We start from the raw sequence: 17,330 nt of genomic DNA on the forward strand, positions 1-17,330 counted from the left end.
TGTTGACTTTTTTAGATAAAAGGCTTTATGACAAAGCCTTTTATCATTTGTTATTCATCATTTCAACAAATGCAATGGTACTGACTATGCCTAAAATAACAGTTCTCCCAAATGAAAAAATTTGTCCTGAAGGTCGGGAAATTGAAATAGAACGCGGGGAAAACCTGTGTAGACGTTTACTGGATAATGGTATCGAAATTGAACATGCCTGTGATCTTTCAGGTGCATGTACAACCTGTCACGTGATCGTGAAAAAAGGATTCGATAGCCTAACTGAAATGGACGATATTGAAGCTGATTTACTCGATCGTGCTTGGGGGCTAAACCCTTATTCACGTTTATCCTGTCAGGTGAATGTACAGGAGGAGGCTTTAGAAATAGAAATCCCGAAATATACAGTGAATTATGTATCCGAAAAGAAAGGCTAAACAGCTAATTTCCTAATTTAATGACCAAAAGACTTGACCTTCCAATTATTGGAACGTTTATATTGAATATATCTTCTTTCATAACCAAGTGGAGCATTCGTATGGAATTTCATGTTGAAAATATGACTTGTGGTGGCTGTGCACGTGGTGTAACGCGTGCGATCCAAGCAGTGGATGCCTATGCAAAGGTAATCACTGATCCACCTAACCGCAACGTAAAAGTAGAAACCACGGCATCACAACAGCAAATCGTTGATGCATTGGCAGAAGCGGGTTTTCCACCACGTTAATTTACAGTGAATGAAAAAGCGGCCGAGATGGTCGCTTTTTTTGATTTAAGAAAATGCTCAAAAATAAAAAAGGCCATATTTCTATGGCCTTTTAATTTGTGTCACTTACGACCCGTCAGAGGAGACAGAGAGAGCAGATCATTATGATGATGGATATCTTTCATTTCATGGCTCGGTTCTTTTAAACCTTCAAGAATCGGGCAATCAGGTCGATTATCACCCGCACAGCAATCAACCAAGGTTTGCAAGGTTTGCGCCATTTGTTGTAGATCTTGGATACGTTGTTCTAACTTATGGATATGCGCCTGAGCCAGATGCTTTACATCCGCGCTATGCCTGTTGCGATTATTCCATAAATCCAGCAAGTCAGTGATTTCTGCTACAGAGAAACCCAATTCACGACTACGCTTGATAAACTTCAAACGTTCAACATCATTATCAGAATAAGAGCGGTAACCTGCATTGCTGCGCCCTGCAGCTGGAATTAAGCCAATTTGTTCGTAATAACGAATCATTTTGGCTGTCACACCTGAAACTTGAGAGACTTTACCAATATTCATGAGATCCTCCATTAGCCTCTGTTCACAGATGGCGGTTGGAAACGACGTAAACGTAGCGCATTACCAAGGACAAACACACTTGAAAGTGCCATTGCACCTGCTGCAAAAATCGGTGACATCAAAATGCCATAAGCAGGATACAGTACGCCAGCTGCCACAGGAATCAACATAGTGTTATAGGCAAAAGCCCAGAATAGATTTTGATGAATATTACCAATCGTCGCTTTGGATAAGGCAATCGCATTGGCTACACCTTGCAGATTACCTGACATCAGCACCACATCTGCAGATTCAATCGCAACATCCGTACCTGTACCAATAGCAAGGCCGACATCAGCTTGAGCCAGAGCAGGGGCATCATTAATGCCATCACCCACGAAGGCAATATTGCCATATTTTGCTTTCAGTTCTTGTACAGCATTGACTTTTCCCTCAGGTAAGACTTCTGCAATCACTTCATCAATACCAAGCTGTTTGGCAATCGCATGTGCTGTGCGTGCATTGTCACCTGTAATCATGGCGACTTTTAAACCAAGTTGATGTAATGCTTGAATGGCGGCAGGGGTTGTCTGTTTGATTGGATCTGCAACAGCGATAATCCCAGCAAGTGTGCCATCAATTGCAACATAGAGTGGAGATTTTCCTTCATCACCTAAACGCTGTGCTGTTGCTGCAAATGGAGAAACCTCTATACCAAGTTGAGTCATATAACGGTCTGCACCAATGTGAACAGTCTGGTTCTGATTGACCGTTGCATTGACGCCCATACCTGTGACTGAATCAAAAGTATCAACTTTCGGTAATACCAGCCGTTCATCTTTCGCAGCATCGACAATGGCTTTTGCAATTGGGTGCTCAGACAGGGACTCAACCGCTGCCACGACACTAAGTACATAATCACGCTCAAATGCCGCAGTCACCTCAAAATCAGTGAGTACTGGATGACCTTCGGTTAGAGTACCTGTCTTATCTACAGCAACTACTTGTGCATCTTTTAATAATTGTAAAGCTTCACCTTTACGGAACAGGATACCCAATTCAGCACCACGTCCAGTACCCACCATAATCGATGTTGGAGTTGCCAAGCCCATGGCACACGGACATGCAATAATCAGTACCGCAACAGCATTGACCAATGCAAAAGTTAAAGCAGGAGATGGACCAAAAATCAACCAAACGAGGAAGGTGAGTAAAGCGGCAATCATCACGGCGGGCACAAACCATAAGGTTACTTTGTCGACCACGGCTTGAATCGGCATTTTAGAGCCTTGCGCTTGTTCAACTAGACGAATAATTTGCGCCAGCATGGTGTCGCCACCGACAGCAACTGCTTTAAAGCTTAAAGTACCGTTTTGGTTAATGGTACCGCCAACGACCTGACTGCCGAGATTTTTCTCAACAGGAATGGGTTCGCCTGTAATCATCGATTCATCGACAAAACTTTGTCCTTCAATCACTTCACCATCAACAGGGATTCGTTCACCTGGTTTGACAATAACAAAATCACCAGAGACGACTTGATCAATTGGAATATCAATGACATGGTTATCACGCGAAACATGGGCTACTTTTGCCTGTAAGCTAACTAAACGCTGAATTGCCTCAGATGTCCGTCCTTTGGCTTTGGCCTCAAGAAAACGGCCTAATAAGATTAAAGCGACAATGACGGCAGCGGCTTCGTAATAGACATTTACTGTTCCCGCGGGAAGCACATTCGGCGTAAAAGTCGCAACCAAAGAAAATAGGTAGGCAGCGAAGGTACCGACTGCAACCAAAGAGTTCATATCGGGTGCTAAACGGAACAATGCAGGTAAACCTTTGCTATAAAAGCGACGACCTGGAATCAGCAGGACCAAAGTCGTTAAAATGAATTGGAGATACCAACTATTTTGCATCCCTATAGTTTGCTCAATCAGTTGGTGTACACCGGGGATCAAATGAGAACCCATTTCTAGAATAAACACAGGTAAAGCGAGAGTCGTGGCTAGTATCAAGTCACGTTTTAATTCAGCTCTTTCTTGATCTTTTTTCTCAAGATGTTCAGTTTGATCAGGAATGGAAGCTTGTATTTCCTTGGCATCGTAACCGGCTTTATCAATCGCTGCGATTAAACTTTCCACACTTGCATTACCTGTGACGGTTGCTCGTTCCGTCGCTAAATTGACAGACGCAGTTTTTACACCAGAAACAGCACTTAGAGCCTTTTCGACACGACTGACACAAGAAGCGCAAGTCATCCCTTCAATCGATAATTCGATATTGCTTGCAGGAACGTCATAACCCGTCTGCTCAATCGCATGGATAAGTACTTGTCGATCGACGGGTTTGGCAAGGGTAATATCTGCACGTTCTGTGGCTAAATTGACAGAAGCGGACTGTACGCCATCCACTTTCTTTAGTGCAGTTTCAACTCGACCCACGCAACTGGCACAAGTCATGCCTTCAACTTGTAATGTGACATTTAGGTCTTTAGATGCTGTATTTATTTGAGTTTCCATAAGATATACCTATAGAGGTGATCTGATTGCTTGCAGCATAGACCTTAACATTATGGGAAGGTCAAGCGGATTTATCAACTCTTAGGATTTTATTTATTCTGGTCATAAAAATTGAGTTTTAAGCTGGATCAAGACTGGTCAAATTCATCTATATATGACGATTTTTTGTTTTTATTGTTGCGACAGGAAAGGTGAAGGTAAATGGATTGACCATTGCTTTTATTGAGCTAAGGTCAATCCATCGCAAAGCTTAAGTTATTGCAAGAATTTAGTTTGCAGCGCAGTCGCTGTGGCAAATATCTTTTGATACCCCTGCGGCAGAATTCGTTGTAAGATATCTACAGCTTTTGCATCAGCACCAATCAATAAACGACGTTTATTTTTGAGTACCGCTGTTAAAATTTGATTTGCCGCCTCATCGGCTGGTGTTCTCAATATTTTGTCAAAAGCCTGCTGACTTTTTACTGGGTCCATTCCTAAAATTTCGACACTGGTATTAATCCGCGCAGCTTTAGCAATATTGGTTCGAATTCCACCTGGATGTATACACGTCGCGCTTACGCCCGAATCTTGTATATCGAGTTCTTGCCGCAAAGACTCAGTAAAGCCCCGAACTGCAAATTTACTCGCATTATAAGCACTTTGAGTGGGCTGTGCGGTTAGTCCGAACATACTTGAGATATTAATGACATGCCCGTCGCCACTCTGTTTCAGGTAGGGCAAAAATTCTTTGGTCCCGTATACCACACCCCAAAAATTAATCCCAATCAACCATTCAAGATCTTCATAGCTGACACCTTCAGCAGTGCTACCGATGGCAACACCCGCATTATTAAAGATCAAATTGACTCGCTGATGCTGCTCCACCACGCTTTTAGCCCACTTTGCCATGTCTTGGCGATTGGCGACATCAACCACTTGCACTGTAACTTTGACAGGATATGACTTTAATAAAGTTTGAGTTTTGGCCAGACCAAACTCATTGACATCCGATAAAGCCAAATGGCAGCCTTGTTTTGCCAATGCAATTGCAAGTGCTTGACCAATCCCTGAACCTGCGCCTGTAATTGCTGCAACTTTGTTATTGAATGATTTCATTTAAACCGCCATTTGTTTTTCTAAGGGTTGTACCTGAATAGCCGTAGATGAAGACTTTCCGACTTGGGTATAATTTTCCAGATCAAAACGGCGAGTGCGCTGACGATATTCCAATGTAAAGCCCGGCCAATTATTGGTATTTTTGCCTGTCGCGGTTTGATACCAACTGTTGCAGCCTTGAGACCACATGGTTGATTTCATGCGCTCCTGAATTTCTTGATTGAACTGTGTTTGGATTTCATTTTTTAAATCTGCAAAACATAAATTATTCAGAATATGTACTTGAATTGCATCCAGAATATAGTTCACCTGACTTTCAATCATATACACGATTGAGTTATGCCCAAGATTGGTATTTGGACCATACAGCATGAAGAAATTAGGAAAACCACTCACTGTTAAGCCTAAATAAGCTTCTGCGCCATCGACCCATTGTTGTTTAAGTGTCTTGCCATTGAGCCCAGTAATTTGCATAGGTGCCATAAACTCAGTTGCTGCAAAACCTGTTCCATAAATAATGGTATCTACTTCACGTACTTTCCCATCTTTGTCGACAATACCCGTGGCTGTGATTTCCTGAATTGCGGTGTTGATCAGCTCGACATTGGGGCGAACTAGGCTCCGATACCAATGATTAGAAATCAGAATACGTTTACAGCCAATAGGGTAGTCAGGCATCAGGCGATGGCGGAAATGTGGATCTTTGATTTCTTCCCGAATATGACGCTGAAAAATATATTCCGCCAAAGGAATTTCATTCAAGGTTGCAGTAAAGCTCTTAAGGCGAATCTCGTTATAACTATATTGAAAGACGCGATCAAGACTTTGCAGAATCGGTAGTTTTTGGAAAACTTTTCGTTCTAATTTGGAATAAATGCGGTCTGGTTTTGGAATGACATAAGGCGCAGAACGTTGATAGATATCTAAGTGGGCGACTTGCTTAGCGATTTCAGGTACAAATTGAATCGCACTGGCACCCGTACCAATCACAGCTACACGTTTATTTTTTAAATCATAGTCATGATCCCAGCGCGCTGAATGAAAGCTTTTGCCCTGAAAGGTGTCCAGTCCTTTAATTTTAGGATAGGCTGGACGATTGAGTTGGCCAACCGCTGCAATCAGAAATTCTGCCTCGATTTTTTCTCCTGTTAGCGTTTGGATATGCCAAACACCTTGTGTTGCATCGAAGTCCGCACTGGTAATTTCAGTATTAAACTGGATATGCGGATAAAGCTGATATTTCTCAGTGCAATGTTTCAAATATTGGTGAATTTCCTGTGATGAACCATAGCGATTTTTCCAGCCAAGTTCCTGTTCAAAAGAAAAGGAATACAGGTGAGAAGGGACATCACAAGCAGCGCCAGGATAAGTATTATCGCGCCAGACACCACCCACATCGTTGGCTTTTTCAAATAAGGTAAATTGTTCAAATCCAGCAAGTTTCAGTTGAATCGCCAAGCCTAAACCACCAAAGCCTGTTCCAATAATGGCGATACGAATATTTTTATTTGAAGATAATTGTTGTTTGAACATAACTGACTCGAGTAAAAAATATCATGTATAGCTTGCAGAATAATCGTTTCATGCATTGATTTAGAGGATGGATGAGGACAAAATATTGTGATTAGCGGACATTGAGGAAATATACTTGAAGTACTTATGGACATATGAACGTAGTATCCATAGTGTTCGCCTCATGGCAGATTTTGCGGCTGAACTAGGTGTGAGTCATGCACAGATCCTCAAGGGAACAGGACTGGAGCAGCAACAATTACTTGATCCAAATAGGTTGGTGACTGGGCAGCAGGAATTACAGCTCATATCTAATCTAGTTGAAAAATTTAGCCAGAGACCTTTGCTTGGCTTGGAGGTTGGTCAGCGCTATCACTTTACTACCTTTGGTTCTTTAGGCTTGGGCTTGATCAGCAGTGCCAATATTCGTGAAGCGTTGAACTTTGCTTTGACCTATTTTCCTTTATCTTTTGCCTTTAGCCGATTTGTGGTATCAGAACAGCCTGAGACCCGTACTATCCAAATCGAAATTGTGGTTGATGATGGGATTCCGCCAGCTTTATGGCAATTCATTATTCAGCGAGACCTTGCTGCGCTAATTACAGTTCAACAAGATTTGATTCGGGAGAATCTCTGCCAAAGAGTAGTATTTGCTTTTCAGGCTCATGGAGAAATACAGTCTTATCGAGAATTATTTGGGATTACACCCGAATTTGGTGGATCGAAAAGTTTTGTGGTATTAGATGCAGAAAAAATAGATCAGAAGCTTAGTATGGCAAATGAGTTGGCGTTACATTCAGCAGAACAGCAATGCCGAGAAATACTGGACAAGCGGCAATCTCAAAAAAAATATACCGAGCAAGTTCAGCAAATCTTGATGAATAGCAGAGGGGAAATTCCTTCGATGGAAGAGGTCGCGGATGGTTTATGTCTAAACTCTCGAACTTTACGCCGTTATTTAGCACAAGAACAAACGACCTTTATTAAAATCAGGGAAGAGGTCAGAAAAGTTCTGGCAGATTCATATTTGTCTTCTACTCAGACATCAATTGAACAAATTTCTGAATGGTTAGGCTATGCCGAACCCGCCAGCTTTATACATGCCTATAAACGTTGGTATGGCAAAACACCACATGCCACCCGATTAAAAAATAAAGTGTAGAAAATAATGGCGCAGTGACATATAAAAGATAAAGGACGCTGAAACGAACAAAAAGGAATCACTGTGCATCCTCATTCTAATCAGGAGAGGTGTCTTAAGATAAAAAGGTAGCACGCTATGCTTTTGGAATATGATTTAAGCTCATCCGAGTTTAGTCTTCTCTCTGAAATACTTTGGAAATTAGGTTCAGGAAAAGGACAGCAAAGCTTACGCGAAACGGTCCTTGTCGATATCGCGACTTTATTGAGAGCTGATTTTGCCGCTTCTTATGTTTGGGATGCAAAACAGCATGTATCTAAACAGGGCATCATGTGGCAAATTGACCCTAAAGCAATTCTAGAATATGAGCGTATTTGGCAACATCATGACCCGATTACGTCTCAGTTGCGGGAACGGCAACAAGCCACTTTCGTTAATGAAATCATTTCTCTATCAGAACTAAAAAGAACGGATTATTACAATGAATTTCTACGCCCTCATGGCTTGTATCATGGACTAAATATTTACTTTGTTCGGGATGGGATAGATCTAGGTGATTTGCGTATCTGGCGTGCTCAAGATTCGCTGATGTTTAGTGAGCGAGAGAAAAGAATCTTAAATTTACTTGAACCTTATATGACTCAAGCCTTACCGATGGATTTATCGACTCAGTACGATTTAACCCAACGGGAGCAAGAAGTGGTCATATTAGTCTGTAAAGGGTTGAGTGATAAACATGTTGCCAATTTACTCGATATTGGTTTCACCACGGTCAGGACGCATCTTAAAAATGCCATGAAAAAAATAGGCTGTCATAATCGTACAGAAATGGCCTCACTGATACATTCTTGATGATCTCCTCAATTTTGAGGATATTCAATGGACTTAAAACGGTACAAATTATAAAAATAATTACTTAAATGGATTTTAAGTCAAAATGTTAAATATGAATGAAAAATTAGATCAGGGCCAAGAATTTCAACTTGATAGAGCCACAATTAGCGAGATTACAGCTTTGGTTCGTGATCGAAAAGTTTCTTGCGAACAATTGGTATGCCACTATTTTGAAAAGATCGAAGCACAACAATCTTTAAATGCATTTATTAGCCTTGATAAAGCAGCAGCAATTCAACAAGCACAATTCTGGGATCAATCCATCCGTGCAGGAGCTGCTTGTCCAGACTTAATTGGTGTATTGATTGCCGTTAAAGATAATATTCATGTTGCAGGTTTCCCCAATAGTGCTGGCACACCTGCATTAGCGCAGTTCAGACCCAAAACAACAGCTCCTGTCATTCAAGCATTAATTGATCAAGGAGCCATTATTGTTGGGAAAGCCAATATGCATGAATTGGCTTTTGGCGTCACAGGTTATAACACAGCCATGCATATTGACGGGGTCGTTGGTACACGCAATGCGGTGAATCCTTTACATATTGCGGGTGGTTCTTCTTCTGGAAGTGCCGTTGCGGTTGCCGCAGGAATGGTTTCAATTGCAATCGGAACGGATACAGGAGCTTCGGTTAGATTACCGAGTGCCTTGAATGGTTGTATTGGTTTTCGTCCAACGCTAGGACGATATGCGCAAACAGGTATTACGCCAATTTCTCATACCCGTGACACCGCTGGACCTATGGCGCATTGTATGGCTGATATTATTGTGATTGATCAGTTAATTGCACCGTCAGCTCAACCATTTTCATTGCCAAAGCAGCCCATCAGACTTGGAATTAATGCCTATTTTTGGGAAAGTTTAGATGACGATGTTCATGAACAAGCGCATAAGGCACTGCAACTGTTAAAAACAGCAGGTATCGAAATTATTCCTGTCAATCTGCCTGATTTAGCGCAGATAAATCAACGTATTTCATTTCCTGTGGTGATTTACGAAGGCAAATATGATTTGATCCAATATTTAGAAAATAATCAGATTGGAGTCAGTCTAGACGCTATAGTTGATCAGATATCCAGTCCAGATGTACAGCAGATTTTTAAGCAAAATATTCTGCCTGAGTTGATTGTTGATTCGACTGGGGAATTGGTATCCGTGGATGCTTTATATCAGGAAGCAATTATAGAAGCTCGTCCACAATTACTTTCACTCTATGAAAAAGCTTTCAGAGAGCATCAACTTAATGCATTAATATTTCCAACATCTCCAATCGTTGCGCCGTTGGTGAGTGAGCAGGTAAGCTCAATTGAAAACTTTCAAACCCTGATTCGTAATACTGATCCTGGGAGTAATATTGGGCTGCCAGGGCTGAGTTTACCGATTGGTCGTGGAGCGAAGTCAAAACTACCGATTGGATTAGAGATCGATGGTTTGCCGAATACGGATCAGGAAATATTGACGATTGGGCAAGTATTGGAACAGATTTTTAGGGCTTTGAATCATCACTAAAATAACGTTGATTACCACTTAAAGCCTGTCTCATTGAGGAAAGGCTTTAAGCAAATAGATCTAAACAGCCATCTGATTTTGATTAAGCAATATGAAAAGATACAAATCGAAATGGCAAATACTGATTTGCAAATCTAGTATTAAGCTTACTTTATAAAAATCGGTTTAAGTTTATTTTATGTTTTTAAAGAAATTTTTAAGTATTTGTGTTTTAAGTAGCATGTTTGCAATCAGTGGCTGTCAAAAAAACGATCAACAGGCCAAAGAAAAAGTTGAAGATATAACTCAATCGGGTCTTAAGCTGGATGCGACACAGATGATGACGCATTTACAAGCTTTTGAACAAATTGCTAAGCGTCATGGTGGTAATCGTGCTGTCGGTACGCAAGGTGGTTTGGCAAGTGCAGACTATATTTTAAATCAAGCTAAGCAAGCAGGTTTTAGTACAGAGATTCAGACTTTTGAAAATCGGGAAAAGACTAAAGGCAAAAATATTATCGTGAAGATTCCTGGGGAGTCAAAACAAAGCGTGATCTTGCTAGGCGCGCATTATGATTCAGTCAAAATGGGGCCTGGCATCAATGACAATGCTTCTGGTGTGGCCTTATTGCTTGATTTAATGACACAGCTATCGACCAAAAAAATACAGCCGAAAAACACCATTTATTTGGCATTCTGGGATTCAGAAGAGGTGGGGATTGCGGGTTCTCAAGCTTATGTGGAGAAGCTGACTGCTGAACAATTAAAGTCAATTAAAGCTTATATCAATCTTGATATGGTCGGCACTAAAGACCCTGAAATCCTGATTGCAGATGGAGATAAATCATCTGTGGATGAGATGGAAAAAATGTTAAAAGAGCGTGGCATGCAGGAACAGGACTATAAGCCATTACTCGATGGTTTACGTAGTCTTCCGAGCCATACTGGTGATTTAGGATTGGAAAAAACGCTCAAGGAATTTTTTAAAGCAAAAAAGCTAAAAATTAAAGAAGATGTCTCGACCTTAACGGCCAGTGATACAGCTCCATTCTTAGGCAAAGTTCCAGTGACCGCTATCATCTTGTTTAATGAGCAAATGAAAGGGGATGAGCTTGAGTTCGCGCCGTGCTATCACAAAGCATGTGATACGATTGAGCAGGTTGATCCAAAGTCAATGCAATTGGCAGGTGATGCAGTCACTCATTTATTAACCGCTCTAGATAAACAATAAGATCGAATGGAGTGATCTTATATATTTGATGAATCAATTGTACTGTTAAGCCTGTGTAGAAATGACAAAATTGTCATTTTCAGGTCATGCTACTGTTGGGAAGCCTGTTCTATCTTATAGGAAGTTAAGAGAGAAAAGGTAAGTAGACATGAAAGCATTAGTTAAACTCATCCTTATCGTATCATTTGCATCAACAGCGAGTCTGAGCTACGCAGATGGCGGATTAATCTTCCTTGAGAAAAACAAGGAGCGTAATACTGTTGTACAAGGCAATGATGGTCAGGCTACATCAAAGTAATACAGGATTTCAAGAACGGGATCATAAAACTTAGGGCTGAGTTTTATGATCTTTTACTGTATGTGTGCCCATTAAATGAGAAGTTGTTAACTCAATTTTCCAATTTATTTGCTGAAAATAATCCGAAAGACGATGTTTTCACCTTCAATAAATACATCAATTTTAGCATTGTGGATTTCTACAATTGATTTGGTAATCGCGAGACCTAAACCTGTGCCATCTTCTGCTTTGTGCCTAGACGAATCCAAGCGATAGAAGCGATCAAAAAAACGCGATAGCTGCAAAGCTGTGAGGGTCTGCATTTCAGCTGGAACTTTATTTTTAATCAAGATCACTGAGTTTTGAGCATCTTCATTTAACTGGATCTGTAAAACAGAATCAGCTTCACCATATTTAATGGCATTGGAAATCAAATTATTAAAGGCTCTACGAATCATGGCAGGTTCTGCTTCAATATATGCCTGACCTGTTTGCTCTAAAACGATGTTCTTATCTGCAGCAAATGCTTCAAAGTATTCAAACAGGACTTTCATTTCTTGTACTAGATCAATGCTCTTTTTACTTTTCAAGGCCAAATTGTGATCTGATTTTGCCAGAAACAGCATATCTGAAATCATTTTTGCTAAGTGTTCATATTCCTCCAGATTGGAGAAGAGTACATCTTGATATTGCTCAATTGTTCTTGGCTTGGTTAAGGAAACCTGAGTTTGCATCATCAGGTTATTGATCGGTGTTCTGATTTCATGTGCCAAGTCACTTGAAAAAGCAGAAAGTTTATCGACCGAGATTTCTAAGCGATCCAACATGTCGTTGAATGCTGTGGCCAATGGCGCAAGTTCAATCGGGATATTTTTTAGATCCAGACGATTTGATAAATTATTGGCAGATATATTTTCTGACAGTCTTGCCATGTTTCGAATAGGGCCCAGACCTTGCCATGTTGCTAACCAGCCTAAAAACATTAACCCGATGACACCTAAAATACCAACCATGAAAAGCTGTTGTTTAAATGAATGTAAGAAGTAGAAATTATCTGTGACTTCAATCGCAGCGATAATTTGCATGTTTTGATTGGCATTGTTGTAGTCAATGCTCTTATTCACAATGACGCCTTGATAACTTTGACTGTTATTTTTCCAATTGACCCAACCTGCTTTTTTATTTTGGACAAATTGACTTAAATCAGTATCTACATTTTTTTTATGATAGAGCATTTGACCGTTGGCAAGCTTGATTTGAATCACCAGATTGTCATGGCCGATCAGTGCTTCATCAAGACTGTTTTTAAAATTGGCTGGTTTTTGCAGCATCAGATTTTCAATCAGTTGAATTTTTCCCTCTAGTTCTTTCTGATTTTGCTGATAAAAATAATTAACCACGTGTTGATTGACGAAGATTCCCATAATGACCAAGATCAAAATGGTAAACAGGGTTGAAATAAAACTGATTCTAAAACCAATCGAACGAAATAATTTATTATTCATCTTCGATCTCTAAGACATAGCCCATACCGCGAATGTTCTTAATCAACTTGGGACTGAAATCGGTATCTATTTTATTTCTGAGTCTACGAATTGCCACTTCAACGACATTGGTATCACTATCAAAGTTGATATCCCAAACCAAAGCCGCGATCAGCGATTTTGGTAAAACTTCACCTTGTCGACGCATAAACAGCTCCAGTAGAGAAAACTCTTTTGCTGTCAGGTCGATTCTTTGACCAGAACGCACCACACGGCGTTTGATCAGATCAAGATGCAAATCGGCGACAGAGTAGAAGGTTTGTTCTTCTTTAATCTGGCCGCGTTTTAAAAGTGTTTTGATACGTGCCAATAATTCAGCAAATGCAAAGGGCTTGATCAGGAAATCATCTGCACCCAATTCTAATCCTTTGACCCGATCTTCAATTTGATCTCTGGCCGTCAGAAATAAAACCGGCAGGAAGGTATTCACTTTACGAATCTCGGTTAAAATTTTCCAGCCATCCAGCTTGGGCAGCATGACATCTAAAATAATAAGATCATATTGTTCTGTTACAGCATGATGCAGGCCAGAAATACCATCTTGACTCCAATCGGTAACATAGCCTGCTTCGGTTAACCCTTTTTGGAGATAATCTCCCGTTTTCTGTTCATCTTCAACGAGAAGTATTCGCATTTTTAAATATCGCCCAAGTCTTGTTCTGTCATTTTAGCCTCAAAGATTATGACTTTTTTATAAATGACAAAATTGTAATATTGCGGTCAGCTTCATGACTTTATTCATGCTGATATTATTCAAAAAAGATACTTCAATAACTTTTGCTTTATCCAATAGTCCAAACTGAAATATCGGCCGCCACCCAATACCATCAAAGCCAATAACATGATCAGATAAGTAACAGCAAACTCGATTCCATTATTCAAAATCACAAAAGAGCCGCTGGAGGTCAGCCAATCATAGTTACCATAATTTTCTAGGAGTTGTCGTGCCTTTTCTAATTTCTCAGCAGAAGCGAATACTTGTGCATTGGCAAATGGGGCATTGGGATCAGCTATGGCTTGCCAACCATTCGGCAGATGCACTGTGACAATGGCAACCAGCATGGTAACGATCAAGGGAATGCTAATCAACCGGGTGAATAAACCGAGTGCTAATAACACAGCACCTGCGATCTCGGTCGATGTTGCCAATGCCGCCATAAGAAAAGGAAAGGGTAAACCTAAACCCCAATCTGCATTGCCAAACCATTCGACTGTATCTTGAAAGTGCATTAGCTTATTTGTACCTGCCATCCAAAAGATTGGGACTAAATAGCAACGCAGGGCGAGTGCTGCGATCCCATCACTATGTTTAAGTACATTACAAAGCTTTTGATATTGCTGTGCGAGGGAATAAATAAATTTCTTCATGATAATTTCACACCGAATACGTTTGAATAATAATTAGTCGGGTGAGTGTTGAGTTTCTTACATAAAAATTTTTTTATTTGCACTGTAATAAATCGAGATTTAGTCCGTCTAACTTTATGTACCTATGTACAAACCGAGCAATAACCTTAAAAGGAATAGAAAAATGAACAAACTTAACTCAATGACCTCTGTCGCTGCTTTGTTAGCACTTTCAATGGTTGGTGCAACACAAGTGGCTGTCGCAGCAACCACGACAACAACAGAGGCACATGCAAGCAAAGCCGCTGATGGAAAATGTGGTGAAGCCAAGTGTGGTGCAAGCAAGAAAGCTGCTGATGCAAAATGCGGCGCAGACAAAAAAATGGCTGATAGCAAGTGTGGCGCTAAATAATCAATTAAGCCTTGGATGATGTCGGTCTAAATCTTAGATCGGCATCATTTCGATGACAGGAGCATAGATATGTTCGAATTGACTGGTATCGGACTGGGTTTAAGGCGTGAGTTTATCGATACTTTCTTAAGTGCTGATACACATCCCGATTTTATTGAAGTTGCGCCTGAAAACTGGATGAGTCTTGGTGGTCGGCATGCCAAGTTATTGGCTCAATGTGTTGAGAAAGCACCATTGATTTGTCATGGCTTATCGTTATCGATTGGTGGACCGCATCCACTGAATCTCGAATTTATCCAACACGTTAAAAGTTTCATGCAACGCTATGAGGTTGCGATTTATTCTGAACATTTAAGTTATACCCACGATGGTGGCTATCTATATGATTTATTACCCATTCCAATGACCGAAGCGGCAGTGAAATATGTAGCTGAACGAATTTTACGTGTCCAAGATATTTTGGGGCAAAAACTGGTGATTGAAAATGTTTCGACTTATTTGATGCCCAATGCAGAGATGAGTGAAGCTGAGTTTGTACGTGAAGTAATTGAACAGGCAGTCTGTGAATTGCTGCTTGATGTCAATAATGTCTATGTGAATAGTATTAATCATGGCAGTGATGCCTATGCTTTTATTCAAGCGATGCCGAAAGAGCGAATTCGTTACTTGCATATCGCAGGCCATGAACAAGTTGAACCAAACCTATTGATTGATACACATGGAGCTGCAATTAATGATCCTGTTTGGCAGCTTTTACAATACACTTATCAAATTTGTGGTGTTAAACCAACCTTATTAGAACGGGACTTTAATATCCCGTCATGGCAGCAGCTACAAGATGAGTTGCACAGAATCAAAATCATGCAACAACAGGAGAGTCGTGATGGAAGCAAAGCCAGTGTCCTTTCACAGCACGCAACGGCAGTTTTGTGATTGGGTTCGAGATCCTGAATTAGAGTTGCCGCAGAACTTTGCCATCAATCGAATGCAGATCTATCGAGATTTACTGTTTAATAATTTCTGCTCATTTATAAATCTAGTATTTCCAGTCGCACGTTCTATGTTGCCTGAGCTGCAATGGCAGCAATTATTGGCTGAGTTTTTTCAGAAATCTCAGTGTCAGTCGCCTTTTTACAATGATATTTCTTTGCAATTTCGAGAATACCTGAATGAGCAACAGCATCCTGTATTAAAAGAATATCCTTGGTTAGCCGAATTATTGCAGTATGAGTGGTTAGAATTATATTTAGACACCGTTGAGATCGAATCTCCAATTTTGGATCAAGACCAAGATTGGCAATTCACCACGCAAGTATGGGTCTTGGCTTATCAATATCCTGTCTATCATTGGACAACTACAATGACGCCAGCTTTAGTAGAAACGATGCCAACTGCGATTATGGTGTGGCGCGATGCTCTTGATCAGGTATGTGTTGAAGCGTTGTCACCGTTATTCGCTGTATTGATCGAAAAACTGAGTCAAAATGAATTGGTACAACAAGATTTGTATGATGTCATCCAATCCTTTCTTCCAGATTTATCTGAGCAAGAGATTCAAATACAAATCTGTGCGTTAAAAGCATTATTAACTCGGTTAAGATTAATTTATGTTGCCCATAATAATGATGAGATACAGGGATGAATTCAGCTTCAGCACATAATCATGAAGATTTTTTAGATCAGTTGCATAATCCCGCTTTTTTACAGGATTTAAGACAGCAAATGATTAAATTTGCCGTCTTACAACTTGCTTCATTGCCTCAGGCAGAAGATGTGGTGCAGGAAGCACTCGCCAGTGCATTTCAACATTTAGACTCATTTACAGGGCGCGCTGCGTTTAAAACCTGGGTGTTTGCAATTTTAAAAAATAAGATTATTGATTTGATCCGACAAAAATCCCGTTTAGTGAGTATGAGTGAGCTTTTTAAAGATGAAGAGAGTGAACTCAGTATCGATGCTTTATTTGATGCTTCAGGCCATTGGCACAAATATGAAGCACCACAAGCGTGGCTAAGCCCAGAAGAAATGATGGAACAACAAGATTTCTGGATTATTTTTGACGCGTGCTTGAATCACTTACCCGCGAAATACGCTCAGGTGTTCATGCTACGAGAGATGATTGAGCTGAGTTCCAATGAAATTTGTGAAAAGCTTGAGCTCACCGTCTCAAATTTTAATGTACTGATGTATCGAAGTCGGACGCGTCTGCGCGAATGTTTGGAAAATAAGTGGTTATTGAAGGAGGATTGCTCATGTTAACCTGTCGCCAAGCCACCCAACTATTATCCGAGAAGCAGGACAGAACACTCTTATTACGAGAGCAAAGCAATCTACAACTGCATTTATTTGCTTGCCGTTCATGCCGCCGTTATGGAAAGCAGATTAGGACTTTATCTCAACTTTCAAAAGAATTTAAAACATTTGATCGTTGATTTATTTCATATGGCATCTTTAGTTTGCTCTTGATGTTTATGGATGTGTTATCTTGTGTTGAAGAAAATTAATTTCAACATAAACCTATGTTTTTTAATAATTTTGAATTAATATTAACAATTATAAATCAGGCTTCACATAAACTTCATATCGAATTTCCTAAAATGATAATTATAAAA

Annotated in this window: 19 protein-coding genes; 12 read left to right on the forward strand and 7 right to left on the reverse strand. The window is 40.3% G+C overall.

Annotation, left to right across the window (positions count from 1 at the left end):
- The first annotated feature begins 86 nt into the window (after window positions 1–86).
- Window positions 87–428: an ISC system 2Fe-2S type ferredoxin gene (fdx, locus tag MMO42_RS01210; protein WP_241318841.1), complete on the forward strand. Its 342-nt coding sequence runs from the start codon at window positions 87–89 to the stop codon at window positions 426–428.
- Window positions 429–529: 101 nt separating this feature from the next.
- A complete protein-coding gene (locus MMO42_RS01215; protein ID WP_241318842.1) occupies window positions 530–718 on the forward strand; it encodes a heavy-metal-associated domain-containing protein in 189 nt (62 codons plus the stop codon).
- Window positions 719–819: 101 nt separating this feature from the next.
- On the opposite strand, the gene cueR is transcribed toward MMO42_RS01215, so the two are convergent.
- The 4 genes from cueR to MMO42_RS01235 form a co-directional block, all read right to left on the reverse strand.
- Window positions 820–1,278 carry a Cu(I)-responsive transcriptional regulator gene (gene cueR, locus MMO42_RS01220; RefSeq protein WP_005294236.1) on the reverse strand — a complete coding sequence of 153 codons (459 nt, stop codon included), beginning with the start codon at window positions 1,276–1,278 and terminating at the stop codon, window positions 820–822.
- 11 nt (window positions 1,279–1,289) lie between these two features.
- Window positions 1,290–3,776: a heavy metal translocating P-type ATPase gene (locus tag MMO42_RS01225; RefSeq protein WP_241318843.1), complete on the reverse strand. Its 2,487-nt coding sequence runs from the start codon at window positions 3,774–3,776 to the stop codon at window positions 1,290–1,292.
- Window positions 3,777–4,031: 255 nt separating this feature from the next.
- Entirely contained in the window at window positions 4,032–4,874 is an 843-nt protein-coding gene (locus MMO42_RS01230) for an SDR family NAD(P)-dependent oxidoreductase (RefSeq protein ID WP_241318844.1), read from the reverse strand.
- Complete coding sequence (locus MMO42_RS01235; RefSeq protein ID WP_241318845.1) at window positions 4,875–6,407, reverse strand: NAD(P)/FAD-dependent oxidoreductase; 1,533 nt, start codon at window positions 6,405–6,407, stop codon at window positions 4,875–4,877. It abuts the gene before it with no gap.
- A gap of 115 nt (window positions 6,408–6,522) precedes the next feature.
- Here MMO42_RS01235 and MMO42_RS01240 point away from each other — a divergent pair, with 115 nt between their 5' ends.
- The 5 genes from MMO42_RS01240 (at window position 6,523) to MMO42_RS01260 (ending at window position 11,436) form a co-directional block, all read left to right on the forward strand.
- On the forward strand, window positions 6,523–7,548 hold the full coding sequence (locus MMO42_RS01240) for an AraC family transcriptional regulator (RefSeq protein ID WP_241318846.1): 1,026 nt from the start codon (window positions 6,523–6,525) through the stop codon (window positions 7,546–7,548).
- Window positions 7,549–7,665: 117 nt separating this feature from the next.
- Window positions 7,666–8,379 (forward strand): helix-turn-helix transcriptional regulator, encoded by a 714-nt coding sequence (locus tag MMO42_RS01245; RefSeq protein WP_241318847.1) that lies wholly within the window; start codon window positions 7,666–7,668, stop codon window positions 8,377–8,379.
- A gap of 85 nt (window positions 8,380–8,464) precedes the next feature.
- On the forward strand, window positions 8,465–9,928 hold the full coding sequence (gene iaaH / locus MMO42_RS01250; protein ID WP_241318848.1) for an indoleacetamide hydrolase: 1,464 nt from the start codon (window positions 8,465–8,467) through the stop codon (window positions 9,926–9,928).
- A 178-nt stretch (window positions 9,929–10,106) separates the two neighbouring features.
- The gene (locus MMO42_RS01255) at window positions 10,107–11,138 is read left to right on the forward strand and encodes a M20/M25/M40 family metallo-hydrolase (protein ID WP_241318849.1); all 1,032 of its coding nucleotides are present in this window, start codon (window positions 10,107–10,109) and stop codon (window positions 11,136–11,138) included.
- A gap of 148 nt (window positions 11,139–11,286) precedes the next feature.
- Complete coding sequence (locus MMO42_RS01260) at window positions 11,287–11,436, forward strand: hypothetical protein (RefSeq protein ID WP_241318850.1); 150 nt, start codon at window positions 11,287–11,289, stop codon at window positions 11,434–11,436.
- Between the two features lie 104 nt (window positions 11,437–11,540).
- Here MMO42_RS01260 and MMO42_RS01265 read toward each other — a convergent pair whose 3' ends face one another.
- The 3 genes from MMO42_RS01265 to MMO42_RS01275 all read right to left on the reverse strand — a co-directional run bounded on the left by MMO42_RS01265 (window position 11,541) and on the right by MMO42_RS01275 (window position 14,327).
- Complete coding sequence (locus MMO42_RS01265; RefSeq protein ID WP_241318851.1) at window positions 11,541–12,920, reverse strand: heavy metal sensor histidine kinase; 1,380 nt, start codon at window positions 12,918–12,920, stop codon at window positions 11,541–11,543.
- Entirely contained in the window at window positions 12,913–13,593 is a 681-nt protein-coding gene (locus MMO42_RS01270) for a heavy metal response regulator transcription factor (protein ID WP_005153017.1), read from the reverse strand. Before MMO42_RS01270 ends, MMO42_RS01265 begins: the two co-directional genes overlap by 8 nt.
- A gap of 119 nt (window positions 13,594–13,712) precedes the next feature.
- Window positions 13,713–14,327 (reverse strand): DoxX family protein, encoded by a 615-nt coding sequence (locus tag MMO42_RS01275; RefSeq protein WP_241318852.1) that lies wholly within the window; start codon window positions 14,325–14,327, stop codon window positions 13,713–13,715.
- Window positions 14,328–14,490: 163 nt separating this feature from the next.
- Between MMO42_RS01275 and MMO42_RS01280 the strand changes: the two genes are divergently transcribed.
- The 5 genes from MMO42_RS01280 to MMO42_RS01300 all read left to right on the forward strand — a co-directional run bounded on the left by MMO42_RS01280 (window position 14,491) and on the right by MMO42_RS01300 (window position 17,150).
- Window positions 14,491–14,718 carry a hypothetical protein gene (locus MMO42_RS01280; protein WP_241318853.1) on the forward strand — a complete coding sequence of 76 codons (228 nt, stop codon included), beginning with the start codon at window positions 14,491–14,493 and terminating at the stop codon, window positions 14,716–14,718.
- A 69-nt stretch (window positions 14,719–14,787) separates the two neighbouring features.
- Entirely contained in the window at window positions 14,788–15,651 is an 864-nt protein-coding gene (locus MMO42_RS01285) for a DUF692 domain-containing protein (RefSeq protein ID WP_241318854.1), read from the forward strand.
- Window positions 15,602–16,360, forward strand: coding sequence for a putative DNA-binding domain-containing protein (locus MMO42_RS01290; RefSeq protein ID WP_241318855.1), 759 nt, complete (start codon window positions 15,602–15,604; stop codon window positions 16,358–16,360). The genes MMO42_RS01285 and MMO42_RS01290 overlap by 50 nt, the downstream gene beginning before the upstream one ends.
- Window positions 16,357–16,977: an RNA polymerase factor sigma-70 gene (locus MMO42_RS01295; RefSeq protein WP_005294209.1), complete on the forward strand. Its 621-nt coding sequence runs from the start codon at window positions 16,357–16,359 to the stop codon at window positions 16,975–16,977. Before MMO42_RS01290 ends, MMO42_RS01295 begins: the two co-directional genes overlap by 4 nt.
- On the forward strand, window positions 16,971–17,150 hold the full coding sequence (locus MMO42_RS01300; RefSeq protein ID WP_241318856.1) for a zf-HC2 domain-containing protein: 180 nt from the start codon (window positions 16,971–16,973) through the stop codon (window positions 17,148–17,150). The genes MMO42_RS01295 and MMO42_RS01300 overlap by 7 nt, the downstream gene beginning before the upstream one ends.
- Window positions 17,151–17,330: the final 180 nt, after the last annotated feature.

This window comes from Acinetobacter sp. ANC 3882, assembly GCF_022549545.1.
Classification (GTDB): Bacteria; Pseudomonadota; Gammaproteobacteria; order Pseudomonadales; family Moraxellaceae; genus Acinetobacter.

Excerpts from the sequence above, each read along its gene's own strand:
- MMO42_RS01290 (WP_241318855.1), top strand. The coding sequence starts at position 15,602 with ATGGAAGCAAAGCCAGTGTCCTTTCACAGCACGCAACGGCAGTTTTGT.
- MMO42_RS01280 (WP_241318853.1), top strand. The coding sequence starts at position 14,491 with ATGAACAAACTTAACTCAATGACCTCTGTCGCTGCTTTGTTAGCACTT.
- cueR (WP_005294236.1), bottom strand. The coding sequence starts at position 1,278 with ATGAATATTGGTAAAGTCTCTCAAGTTTCAGGTGTGACAGCCAAAATG.
- MMO42_RS01215 (WP_241318842.1), top strand. The coding sequence starts at position 530 with ATGGAATTTCATGTTGAAAATATGACTTGTGGTGGCTGTGCACGTGGT.
- MMO42_RS01275 (WP_241318852.1), bottom strand. The coding sequence starts at position 14,327 with ATGAAGAAATTTATTTATTCCCTCGCACAGCAATATCAAAAGCTTTGT.
- MMO42_RS01235 (WP_241318845.1), bottom strand. The coding sequence starts at position 6,407 with ATGTTCAAACAACAATTATCTTCAAATAAAAATATTCGTATCGCCATT.
- MMO42_RS01270 (WP_005153017.1), bottom strand. The coding sequence starts at position 13,593 with ATGCGAATACTTCTCGTTGAAGATGAACAGAAAACGGGAGATTATCTC.
- iaaH (WP_241318848.1), top strand. The coding sequence starts at position 8,465 with ATGTTAAATATGAATGAAAAATTAGATCAGGGCCAAGAATTTCAACTT.
- MMO42_RS01245 (WP_241318847.1), top strand. The coding sequence starts at position 7,666 with ATGCTTTTGGAATATGATTTAAGCTCATCCGAGTTTAGTCTTCTCTCT.
- MMO42_RS01230 (WP_241318844.1), bottom strand. The coding sequence starts at position 4,874 with ATGAAATCATTCAATAACAAAGTTGCAGCAATTACAGGCGCAGGTTCA.
- MMO42_RS01285 (WP_241318854.1), top strand. The coding sequence starts at position 14,788 with ATGTTCGAATTGACTGGTATCGGACTGGGTTTAAGGCGTGAGTTTATC.
- MMO42_RS01295 (WP_005294209.1), top strand. The coding sequence starts at position 16,357 with ATGAATTCAGCTTCAGCACATAATCATGAAGATTTTTTAGATCAGTTG.
- MMO42_RS01260 (WP_241318850.1), top strand. The coding sequence starts at position 11,287 with ATGAAAGCATTAGTTAAACTCATCCTTATCGTATCATTTGCATCAACA.
- MMO42_RS01300 (WP_241318856.1), top strand. The coding sequence starts at position 16,971 with ATGTTAACCTGTCGCCAAGCCACCCAACTATTATCCGAGAAGCAGGAC.
- MMO42_RS01265 (WP_241318851.1), bottom strand. The coding sequence starts at position 12,920 with ATGAATAATAAATTATTTCGTTCGATTGGTTTTAGAATCAGTTTTATT.
- MMO42_RS01255 (WP_241318849.1), top strand. The coding sequence starts at position 10,107 with ATGTTTTTAAAGAAATTTTTAAGTATTTGTGTTTTAAGTAGCATGTTT.
- MMO42_RS01225 (WP_241318843.1), bottom strand. The coding sequence starts at position 3,776 with ATGGAAACTCAAATAAATACAGCATCTAAAGACCTAAATGTCACATTA.
- fdx (WP_241318841.1), top strand. The coding sequence starts at position 87 with ATGCCTAAAATAACAGTTCTCCCAAATGAAAAAATTTGTCCTGAAGGT.